General features: G+C 73.4%; 9 protein-coding genes. 2 read left to right on the forward strand and 7 right to left on the reverse strand.

Translation table 11 applies throughout. The features are described 5' to 3' along the window. Positions 1-2 precede the first annotated feature (2 nt). Genes V6M57_RS10250 through V6M57_RS10260 form a run of 3 tightly spaced genes read right to left on the reverse strand, consistent with a single transcriptional unit; the run spans position 3 to position 2,432 of the window. Entirely contained in the window at positions 3-473 is a 471-nt protein-coding gene (locus tag V6M57_RS10250) for a hypothetical protein (protein WP_332814889.1), read from the reverse strand. An 11-nt stretch (positions 474-484) separates the two neighbouring features. Continuing rightward, positions 485-1,291 carry an alpha/beta hydrolase family protein gene (locus tag V6M57_RS10255; RefSeq protein WP_332814890.1) on the reverse strand — a complete coding sequence of 269 codons (807 nt, stop codon included), beginning with the start codon at positions 1,289-1,291 and terminating at the stop codon, positions 485-487. Further along, positions 1,275-2,432 (reverse strand): DUF3182 family protein, encoded by a 1,158-nt coding sequence (locus tag V6M57_RS10260; protein ID WP_332814891.1) that lies wholly within the window; start codon positions 2,430-2,432, stop codon positions 1,275-1,277. The genes V6M57_RS10255 and V6M57_RS10260 overlap by 17 nt, the downstream gene beginning before the upstream one ends. 212 nt (positions 2,433-2,644) lie before the next feature. Here V6M57_RS10260 and V6M57_RS10265 point away from each other — a divergent pair, with 212 nt between their 5' ends. Together V6M57_RS10265 and V6M57_RS10270 are read left to right on the forward strand one after the other, a co-directional pair. Beyond that, positions 2,645-3,781, forward strand: coding sequence for a glycosyltransferase family 4 protein (locus V6M57_RS10265; RefSeq protein ID WP_332814892.1), 1,137 nt, complete (start codon positions 2,645-2,647; stop codon positions 3,779-3,781). Next, the gene (locus tag V6M57_RS10270) at positions 3,778-5,934 is read left to right on the forward strand and encodes an amylo-alpha-1,6-glucosidase (protein WP_332814893.1); all 2,157 of its coding nucleotides are present in this window, start codon (positions 3,778-3,780) and stop codon (positions 5,932-5,934) included. Before V6M57_RS10265 ends, V6M57_RS10270 begins: the two co-directional genes overlap by 4 nt. A gap of 42 nt (positions 5,935-5,976) precedes the next feature. Here the strand turns inward: V6M57_RS10270 and V6M57_RS10275 are convergent, their stop codons facing one another. From V6M57_RS10275 to V6M57_RS10290, 4 genes are read right to left on the reverse strand one after another with little or no spacing between them, the layout of a single operon-like run. After that, positions 5,977-6,834: an ion transporter gene (locus tag V6M57_RS10275; protein ID WP_332814894.1), complete on the reverse strand. Its 858-nt coding sequence runs from the start codon at positions 6,832-6,834 to the stop codon at positions 5,977-5,979. Positions 6,835-6,854: 20 nt separating this feature from the next. Beyond that, the gene (locus V6M57_RS10280) at positions 6,855-7,778 is read right to left on the reverse strand and encodes an NAD(P)/FAD-dependent oxidoreductase (RefSeq protein WP_332814895.1); all 924 of its coding nucleotides are present in this window, start codon (positions 7,776-7,778) and stop codon (positions 6,855-6,857) included. Between the two features lie 4 nt (positions 7,779-7,782). Continuing rightward, the gene (locus V6M57_RS10285; protein ID WP_332814896.1) at positions 7,783-8,259 is read right to left on the reverse strand and encodes a DUF2269 family protein; all 477 of its coding nucleotides are present in this window, start codon (positions 8,257-8,259) and stop codon (positions 7,783-7,785) included. Positions 8,260-8,262: 3 nt separating this feature from the next. Further along, positions 8,263-9,555: an SDR family oxidoreductase gene (locus V6M57_RS10290; RefSeq protein WP_332814897.1), complete on the reverse strand. Its 1,293-nt coding sequence runs from the start codon at positions 9,553-9,555 to the stop codon at positions 8,263-8,265. Positions 9,556-9,580: the final 25 nt, after the last annotated feature.

Genomic DNA, 9,580 nt, shown 5'->3' on the forward strand with positions numbered 1-9,580 from the left:
CTTCAGTCGCGCTGGCGCAGCAGCAGCGCCCCGAGCGCCAGCCCGGCTGCAATCGCGCCGAAGGCGGCCACCGTCGAGCGGGTGGACAGCCGCTGCTCGAACCCGGGCGTGAGCCGCCGGGGCATCAGGCCGTAGTCGACCACCGAGGCCACGGCACTGGTCGCGACGCCGCCGGCAAGGGCCTGCGGCAGCGACTTGGCCGCGGGCCGGTGCCCCCACAGGCGGGCGTACAGCACGGCCCAGAAGATCGCCGACAGGTGGTGGGTGAGATACCCCAGCAGCGTGTGCCGCACGGTGGCGCGATCCTCGTGCAATGCGTCCTCGCCCCACAACCAGTGGCTGACCGCGTTCACCGGCGCGACGGCGCTGCCCGCCTCGCGCCGGCCCGCCAGCGCGAGCACGGCCAGCGACAGCACGCAGGCGGCGGTGCCCGTGACCACGCCCTCGCGCAGGGCCTGCTTCCATTCGTCCATACGGCCTCCTGTCAATCGGATTCCCCCAATGCCTGCTCGCCGGTCTTGGCCAGCGGCGCCTGCGCCGCCGTGCCGGTGTGGCCGGCCCGGGCGCTGAGCAGCATCTCGCCGATCCAGTCCACCAGCAGCGCGGTGTAGGCCTGCCGCCAGCTCTTCTCCGACAGGCCGTGGTCCGCGCCGGCGATCAGGCGGTAGGTCAGCGAGGCGGGCTCGGTGAACGCCGCCACGTAGCTCTGCACGGTCGCGCGCGGCACCACCGGGTCGTGCTCGGACTCGACCACCAGCACGTCGCCGCGAAAGCGCGAGCAGGCCGCCAGCGCCCGGTTGTCGCCGGCCGCCACCGGGCTGCGCCGGTACACGGCCAGTTCCTCGCGGTTCAGCCGGCTCTTGGGCACTTGCCAGTCCTCGTCCTTGTAGAGCGCCGGCACGCGCAGGGCCAGCCAGCGCACCGGCCGCAGCGTGGTGGCCACCGCGGCCAGGTAGCCGCCATAGCTGCTGCCGACGACGGCCACCGCGTCCGGATCCACCGCCGGATGGCTCACCAGCAGGTCGTACGCGGCCAGCAGGTCCTGCAGGTTGTCCTCGCGCGTCACGGTGTCGCGCAGGCCCTGGTGCCGCACGTGCCCGCGCAGGTCGAACGTCAGGCAGATGCATCCCAGCGTGGCGATCTCGTGGGCGCGCGCGATGTGCTGCTCCTGGCTGCCGTCCCAGCCATGCACCAGCAGCACGCCCGGCACCAGCGTGTCGGGACCCACCAGCGTGCCGGCGATGTGGTCGGTGCCGACCGGGATGTCGATCGTGTTAGCTCGCGTGGGCATCGGGCTCGATCACGGTGTACTTGGTCAGCAGGCCCGCCGTCGGGTCCTCGCCGCGGAAGTGGACGATGGCGCCGGCCGGTGGTTCGGGAGACGGGCCGAAGACTTCCACGCAGACGGCCCGCACCCGCGCCAGCGCCGGCTCGGCCTGCAGCCGGGCCAGCGCCGCCAGTTCGGCCCCGGTGGCGCCGCCGAAACGCCAGGACTGCTCGAGGACGCCGCTGCGCAGCTCGCCACGCGGGTTGCGGCCGGCGGCCACGTCGTAGTTGCGCCGGGAGGCGAAGAAGCCGGGGTAGCAGCGCTGGACCGCGGCGTCGAAGCGGCGCGCCTGCTCGATGCCCCGCCGCACGTCCGCCGGCGCGTCGGCGGCGGCGAGCGCGTCGAACCCGCCGCGCAGCACGACGATGTCCGAGCCCCCGTACACCTCGTTGCCCCGGGTGTCGCGGGTCAGCTGCTGGGTGCCGAAGTAGCTGGCGCGCAGGTCGCGCACCTGCACCGTGCCCACGCTGTAGGTGCGCACCTGCGCCAGGTCTTCCTCCAGCACCACCCCGTGCACGGCGAGTTCCCCGCTGGCCAGCGCGTCGACGGCGGACTGCAGCCCGGCGGCGTCGCGCGCAACGCTCTGGCCGCGCCCGCCGCTGGCCAGCGCCGGCTTGACGCGCACCGCGCCCTTTTTTTCCAGCAGGCGCAGCCCGGCCGCGCGCGCGTCCTCGCGGCTGAACGCGCTGAACCCGTCCAGCACGGCATCGCCGGCCGCCCGTTCCAGCTCGACGCTCCACCCCGGCGGGCGGGCCGCCGTGGCCGACACCAGCGGATGGCTGAGGGTCTTGCCCGCCACGAACGGATGGGGCACCACGCCGCCGAACAGGTCGTCCGGCCCGCGAATGCCCAGCCCGGCCGCTTCGTTCGTGTCGAGGGTATCGCTCGGCACGAAATAGACGGGATCGGCGTACTTGCGGCCAGGCTCGTGCCAGCCCCCCGCCTCGCAGCCCAGCAGGCCGGCGATGTCGCGGGCATGGCGCTCCAGCGCCGCGCGCTCGTGGCTGCTGGTGCGGCGGCCGCCGGCCGCGGCCAGCGCGAGCACCACGCCCGGCGGCGCGGACCGGCCGTCCGGCCGCGACGCGGCCTGCTGTGCCAATGTCATGCGGTTTCCTGCCAGCGCGGCGGTGGTGCGCACTGTCGGCCCACTCTAGCGACGGCTGCGCTGCCAGGTGTCGGACGAAGGCGCGATCGCGCCGGCGATCGGGCGGATCGCCCGGCCACAGCCGCCGCCCATGCGTAACAAAGGCATGGGCCTACGCCGGCGGCGCACGCCGCTTGCCACAGTGTCTGGCTCACTGTTCCGCCAATCCTCCCATGAAGATCGCCCAGGTAGCCCCCCTCTTCGAAAGCGTTCCACCCCAGGCGTACGGCGGCACCGAGCGTGTCGTGTCCTACCTGACGGAGGCCCTCGTCGAGGCCGGCCACGACGTGACGCTGTTCGCCAGCGGCGATTCGGTCACCACGGCCGACCTCGTTGCGGTCTGCGAGCGCAGCCTGCGCACCGACCCGCACCGTCCCGACTGGACGGCCTGGCACATGGTGATGGTCGACGAGGTGTTCGAGCGCGCCGCCGAGTTCGACGTCATCCATTTCCACATCGACACGCTGCACTACCCGCTGGCGCGCCGCTGCCCGGCGGTGGCCTGCCTGACCACGCTGCACGGCCGCCTGGACCTGCCCGCGCTGCAACCGCTGCACCGGCACTTCGCCGGCCATCCGCTGGTGTCGATCTCACGCCACCAGCGCAATTCGCTGCCCGGGGCGAGCTTCATGGGCACCGTGCACCACGGGCTGCCGCCCGGGCTGTTCGACTTCAACCCGCGCCCCCGGGACTACTTCGCTTTCCTGGGCCGGATCTCGCCGGAAAAGCGGCTGGACCGGGCGATCGAGATCGCCGTGGCCTGCGGCACGCCGCTGAAGGTGGGGGCCAAGGTCGACGACGCCGACCGCGACTATTTCGAGCGCACCATCGAGCCGCTGCTGTCGCATCCGCTGGTCGAGTACCTGGGCGAAGTGGGCGACGTGGACAAGAAGGTGCTGCTGGGCGGGGCCCGGGCCCTGCTGTTCCCGATCGACTGGCCCGAACCCTTCGGCCTGGTACTGATCGAGGCGCTGGCCTCCGGCACGCCGGTCGTGGCCTACGGCCATGGCTCGGTCCCCGAGCTGATCGACGACGGCGTGACCGGCTTCATCGTGCACGACCAGGCGCAGGCGATCGCCGCCGCGCGGCGCGTGCACGAGGTCGACCGGGCGCGCTGCCGCCAGGCGTTCGAACAGCGCTTCACGTCGGCGCGCATGGCCCAGCAGTACGTGGCGCTCTACGAGCAGCTCAGCGCCGGCGCGCGGCGGGCCGCCCGCCGGGCGCCGATCCCGGTGCCGGCGGCGCCGGACGGGCCTGCCGTTGCCGCCGGAGCCGGCGCCGCCGGGCGCCAAGCCGAGACCGAGCGATGAAGAGCCAGCGCATCCACGTCGGCGGCGAGTGGTACGTGGCGGCGAGCGCGGCCCGCGCCGACGTGACCCCGCACGTCCTCAAGCACGACGAGAGCTTCATGCTGACCGACCGCTACGGCGACATCGACGGCACCGGCCTGGGCGAGCAGGGCCTCTACCACGAGGACATGCGCTATCTCAGCGAGATGCGGCTGACGGTCGAGGGCGTGCGCCCGATGTTCCTGGGCTCGGGCGTGAAGGACGACAACAGCGTGCTGATCACCGAGTTCATGAACCCGGACCTGGAGCGCCACGCGGTGCCCCAGGGCACGCTGCACATCTTCCGCGCCAAGCTGCTGTGGCAGGCCTGCTGCCACGAGCACATCCGCATCGTCAACCACGGCGAGGAGACGGCCCGGCTGCGACTGGCGCTGGCGTTCGAAGCCGATTTCGCCGACCTGTTCGAGGTGCGCGGGACACCGCGCCGGCAGCGCGGGCAGCTGCTGCCCCCGCAGGTGGTCAATGGCGAGATGGTGTACGCCTACGACGGGCTGGACGGCGTCGGCCGCCGGACCCGGCTGTGCTTCGAGCCGCGCCCGGACCACCTGGCCGAGCGGGAAGCCGCGTTCGACCTGGTCGTCGCGCCCGGCGCCACCACCCACCTGTACTGCGACATCGCCTGCGAGCGCGCCGACGCGCCGATGCAGCCGCGCCCACACTACGACCAGGCCTATCGCGCCAACGAAAGCGCGCGGCGCGAGCAGCGGGCCGAGTGCTGCGCCGTCGGCACCTCCAACCCGCAGGTCAACCTGTGGCTGCGGCGTTCCGACTCCGACGTCGCCATGCTGTCGACCGAGCTGCCCACCGGCCGCTACCCGTACGCGGGCGTGCCCTGGTATTCCACCACCTTCGGCCGCGACGGCATCATCACCGCGCGCGAGCTGCTGTGGATCGACCCGCTGCCCGCGCGCGGGGTACTGGCGTTCCTGGCGCAGAGCCAGGCCCTGCAGGTCGACCCGGGCCGCGACGCCGAGCCCGGCAAGATCCTGCACGAAGCGCGCAAGTGCGAGATGGCGGCCACGCACGAGGTTCCGTTCGCGCGCTACTACGGCAGCGTGGACTCGACCCCGCTGTTCGCCGGGCTGGCAGGCGCCTACTGGCAGCGCACCGGCGAGCTGGACTTCATCCGCGGGATCTGGCCGCACGTGAAGGCGGCGCTCGACTGGATCGACGCCAACTCCGATGCCGATGGCTTCGTCCGCTACGCCCGGCGCAGCAGCGACGGGCTGGTGCAGCAGGGCTGGAAGGACTCGCACGATTCGGTGTTCCACGCCGACGGCCGCATGGCCGAGCCGCCGATCGCGCTGTGCGAGGTGCAGGGCTACGTCTACGAGGCGCGGCTGCTGGCCGCCGAGCTGGCGCGCGCGCTCGGCGAGCCGGCGCTGGCACAGCGGCTGGACCGGCAGGCGCAGGCCCTGCGCGAGGCGTTCCAGCAGCGCTTCTGGTCCGACGTGCTGGGGCTGTACGCGATCGCGATCGACGCCAGCGGCGAGCGCTGCGAGGTGGCCACCTCCAACGCCGGCCACGCGCTGTGGAGCGGCATCGCGGCCCCCGACCACGCCGCCCGCATGGCCGAGCGGCTGCTGCAGCCGGACTTCTTCAGCGGCTGGGGCATCCGCACGGTGGCGCAGGGACAGGCGCGCTACAACCCGATGTCCTACCACAACGGCTCGATCTGGCCGCACGACAACGCGCTGATCGCCGCCGGGCTGGCGCGCTACGGCCACACGCTGGCGGCGATGCGGATCTTCAGCGGCCTGTTCGAGGCCACCCTGCACTTTGCCCAGCACCGGCTCCCGGAGCTGTTCTGCGGCTTCCCGCGGCGCGACAGCGAAGGACCCACGCTGTACCCGGTGGCCTGCTCGCCGCAGGCCTGGGCCGCCGCCGGCGTGTACCTGCTGCTGCAGTCCTGCCTCGGACTGGAAGTCAATGCCCAGCAGCGCGAGATCTCCCTGCAGGCGCCGCGCCTGCCCGACTTCATCGACTCGATGGAGGTCCGCCGGCTGGGCGTGGCCGGACACTGCGCCGACCTGCGCCTGCAGCGCTACGGCGTCCACGTGGGCATCGACGTGCCGAACAAGCAGGGCGACATCGCGGTGCGCGTGCGCATGTGATTGGCGGGCCGGGGTCGTGGCGCAGGCACTCGCCGCGCCCGGTCACGCCGGCGGGCCGCCCGCAGGCAAGCCCGCCCCGCATTGCTGGCAATAGCGCGCCTCCGGTCCGTAGCCGGTGGCGCCGCATTGCCCGCAGCTGCGGGCACCCAGCGGCGGGCGCGTGTGGCGGCGCACCGTCATCTCCGCCGTGACGATGCCGGTGGGCACGGCCAGCGTGCCCCAGCCCACCAGCATCATGGCCGAGGCGATGAAGCGGCCGAGGTCCGTCTTGGGCGTGATGTCGCCGAAGCCGACGGTGGTCATGGCGGTGATCGCCCAGTACACCGAGGTGGGGATGTCGTCGAAGCCGTTCTCCGGCCCCTCCACCACGTACATCACGGTGCCCATCACCAGGTCGATCATCAGCACCGCCGCCAGGAACACCAGGATCTTGCGGCGGCTGGCCCACAGGGCCTCGCCCATCACCTGGTACTCGGCCACGTAGGCGGTCAGCCGCAGGATCCGGAAGATGCGCAGCAGCCGCAGGATGCGCACGTCGATCAGTGCGTGCAGCTCCGGCTCGAACAGCGCCAGGTAGGTCGGCAGCACCGCCAGCAGGTCGACGATGCCGAAGAAGCTCAGCGCGTAGCGCAGCGGCCGGTCGACGCTGGCCAGCCGCGCCAGGTACTCCGCCGTGAACAGCAGGGTGAAGAACCACTCCGTCCCCATGAACACTTCGCGCCAGCGCTGGTGCCATCCGTACACGCTGTCCAGCAGCACCACGCCCACGCTGACCAGGATGGCGGCCACGACGAGCTGGTCGAACAGCCGCCCGGCCGCCGTGTCCGACTGCCAGATCACGCGGTGCAGCCGCTGCCGCCACGGCTGCGGCGGCGGTCCGCCGGGGGCGATGCGGTCCATCGGCCGGTCCTCCCCACCCGTCACGGCCGGTCGGCCCGGGGCGCCACCAGCGGCAGCGCGTTGTGGATGGCCGTCGCGGCGATGGCGGCATGGCCCCAGGCCACGCTGATCTGGTTCAGCCCGGCGGCCACGTCGCCGGCCACGTACAGGCCCGGCACCGTGGTCTGCAGGTGGTCGTCGACCACGAGCTGGCCGTCGCCGCGCGCCCGGGCCCCCAGGGCCGTGGCCAGCTCGCACGCATGCCGCAGCCCCAGCGCCGGATACAGCACGCCGAACGCCAGCCGGCGGCCGTCGACCATCTCCATCTCGACGCCTTCGCCCGGCCGGCAGCGGATGTGCAGCGGCATGGCGTCGGCGACGAGCACGCTGCGCTCGCGCAGCTGCGCGAGTTCCGCGGGCGCGACGTCCTGCTGGGTGCCGAGCGACAGCCAGGTGACCTGGTTGTCGAAGCCGGCCAGGAACAGCGCCTCGCGCAGCCCGTGCTCGCGGCGGCCCAGCACGGCGACGCGCTGGTGCTGCGTCTCGAAGCCGTCGCACACCGGGCAATAGCGCACCGTGCCGGCCGCCAGTCCGGCCTCGACACCCGGCACGTCGGGCACCATGTCGCGCGCGCCGGTGGCCAGCAGGACCTTGTGCGCACGCAGCGTGCGGCCCCCGCAGCGGGCCTCGAACGCGCCGTCCCGGCCGGCCAGGCGTTCGACGCGCCCGCCCTCGATCGGCACCCGGTAGCGGCCGGCCTGCTCGCGCAGGCGGCGCAGCAACTCGGCGCCGGCGACCCCGTCCGGATAGCCGGGCACGTTGTGCGAGCGCGGAATGGAGGCGAGCCGGCTCCCGCCGGCGTCCACCACCCGCAGCCGGCGCCGGAACCGCGCCAGGTAGACGCCCGCCACCAGCCCCGCCGGCCCGCCGCCGACCACCAGGCAGTCGAGCGTGTCGGCCGTCATCGGGTCAGCCCGCCCACGGCACCTGCTTGGCGACCATCAGCCAGAAGATCGCCAGGAAGGCGAAGAAGGCGACGAAGCCCAGCGCCACCCACGCGATGAAGAAGCGCCAGTAGCGCGCGGACAGCGTGAACCCCGCGGCCGCACAGCGGCGCGCCTCGTCGCGCAGGCGGTGCTGGATCCACACCACGGGCAGCCAGCAGGCGATGGCCAGCCCGTACAGGCCCACCGACCAGGCCAGCCAGGGGGTGCTCCAGGCCATGCCGGCGCTGCGCACCATCAGCCCGCCGGTCAGCGGCTGCAGCACGGCCGTGGTGGCGGTGAACAGCCAGTCCGCCACGACCACGTAGCCGCCGACCCGCGCCACCGTGCGCACGTCGCGCCCCAGCGTGGCCAGCAGCAGGTAGAAGGCCGAGCCGATGCCGGTGCCGAACAGCACGGTGGACGAGAGGATGTGCAGCCACTTGAGCGCGAGGTAGTCCATGCATCAGCGCCGCCGGGGTTCCAGCCCCCAGAGCAGCGCGATGGCGGCCATGATGGGCAGGTTCTTGCTGACCGGCCCGTAGGGGTGCAGCCAGTATTCGGGCAGGAAAAGGGTGACCAGCACCGTGTAGCCGCCGACCAGCGCGAGTTGCGCCGGCCACAGCCACCAGCGCCAGCCCGGCGGGCACCCCAGGGTGAGCGCGCCCAGCAGCAGGTTCAGCCCGGCGGCGCCGTAGAGCGCGAGCGCGGCCATGCCGCCGTGCAGGCCCACGCGGGCGAGCAGTCCGTAGCTGAGCTCGACCGGGTACAGGCCCAGCGAGACGGCCGCCGTCCACAGCCACAGCAGGGCCAGGCCCAGCCGCAGCAGGGGCCGCGCCCAGCCCAGCACGGCCTGTGCGCGCAAGGCGGGTGCCTGCCCGGGCTCGAGGAAGGTCTCCGGATCCCGGAGCGAGCGGCCCAGCAGTTCGGTGAAGGATGCGGCTGGCGCCGCGGTGCCGCGCAACAGCATGGCCGCCGTGTCGCCGTCGAGAAAGCTGCCGGGCAGGTGCGAGGCGACGCTGGCGCCGGCCATGAACAGGGCCGCGGGCAGCGGCAGCACCGGCTGTGCGCGGCCGAGGCCCAGCTGCCGGCGCAGCACGGCGATGTAGTCGCGCAGGGCCAGCGGTCGCGGGCCGGCGAAGGCCAGCGTCGTGATGCGTGCCGGCGGATGCCCGAGCACGGCCAGCACGCCGGCCACCACGTCGTCGAGGTGGACCGGCTGCACCGGCATCGCCCCGCCCTGCGGCAATGCCAGCAACGGGGCCGTGGCCAGGCCCATGAACAGGCCGCTGCTGGCGCCCTGCGGGGCGAACACCAGCGAAGGCTGCACGATGGCACCGCCCAGCGGCAGCGACCGCAGCACCTCGTCGGCCGCCCGCTTGCTCAGGTGGTAGGCGCTGCGGGCCTGGGCGTCGGCGCCCAGCGCCGAGACCTGCACCACGCAGCGCACACCCGCGGTCACGCAGCCGCGGAACAGCTCGGCGGGTGCGCGGTGGTGCAGCGCCTCGAACGTCTGCCCCGGCGATTCGCGCAGGATGCCGACCGCGTTGACCACCGCGTCGACACCCCGCAGGCGCTCGGCCCACCACGCCGCCGCCGGCACGCCGGCGAAGTCCGCCTGGAGCGCGGCCGCGCCCGCTCCCAATGACAGCCGCGACGGGTCCCGCACCGCGCAGACCAGTTCATGGCCCTCTCGCAGCAGGGCGCGCGCGAGCGCGCCGCCGATCAGGCCGGTGGCCCCGGTGAGCAGGATGCGCATGGCCGGGGATGATGCGGCAGGCGAA

Source organism: Ramlibacter sp., assembly GCF_036676645.1.
Lineage (GTDB): Bacteria > Pseudomonadota > Gammaproteobacteria > Burkholderiales > Burkholderiaceae_C > Ramlibacter.

Excerpts from the sequence above, each read along its gene's own strand:
- V6M57_RS10285 (WP_332814896.1), bottom strand. The coding sequence starts at position 8,259 with ATGGACTACCTCGCGCTCAAGTGGCTGCACATCCTCTCGTCCACCGTG.
- V6M57_RS10250 (WP_332814889.1), bottom strand. The coding sequence starts at position 473 with ATGGACGAATGGAAGCAGGCCCTGCGCGAGGGCGTGGTCACGGGCACC.
- V6M57_RS10265 (WP_332814892.1), top strand. The coding sequence starts at position 2,645 with ATGAAGATCGCCCAGGTAGCCCCCCTCTTCGAAAGCGTTCCACCCCAG.
- V6M57_RS10260 (WP_332814891.1), bottom strand. The coding sequence starts at position 2,432 with ATGACATTGGCACAGCAGGCCGCGTCGCGGCCGGACGGCCGGTCCGCG.
- V6M57_RS10280 (WP_332814895.1), bottom strand. The coding sequence starts at position 7,778 with ATGACGGCCGACACGCTCGACTGCCTGGTGGTCGGCGGCGGGCCGGCG.
- V6M57_RS10290 (WP_332814897.1), bottom strand. The coding sequence starts at position 9,555 with ATGCGCATCCTGCTCACCGGGGCCACCGGCCTGATCGGCGGCGCGCTC.
- V6M57_RS10255 (WP_332814890.1), bottom strand. The coding sequence starts at position 1,291 with ATGCCCACGCGAGCTAACACGATCGACATCCCGGTCGGCACCGACCAC.
- V6M57_RS10275 (WP_332814894.1), bottom strand. The coding sequence starts at position 6,834 with ATGGACCGCATCGCCCCCGGCGGACCGCCGCCGCAGCCGTGGCGGCAG.
- V6M57_RS10270 (WP_332814893.1), top strand. The coding sequence starts at position 3,778 with ATGAAGAGCCAGCGCATCCACGTCGGCGGCGAGTGGTACGTGGCGGCG.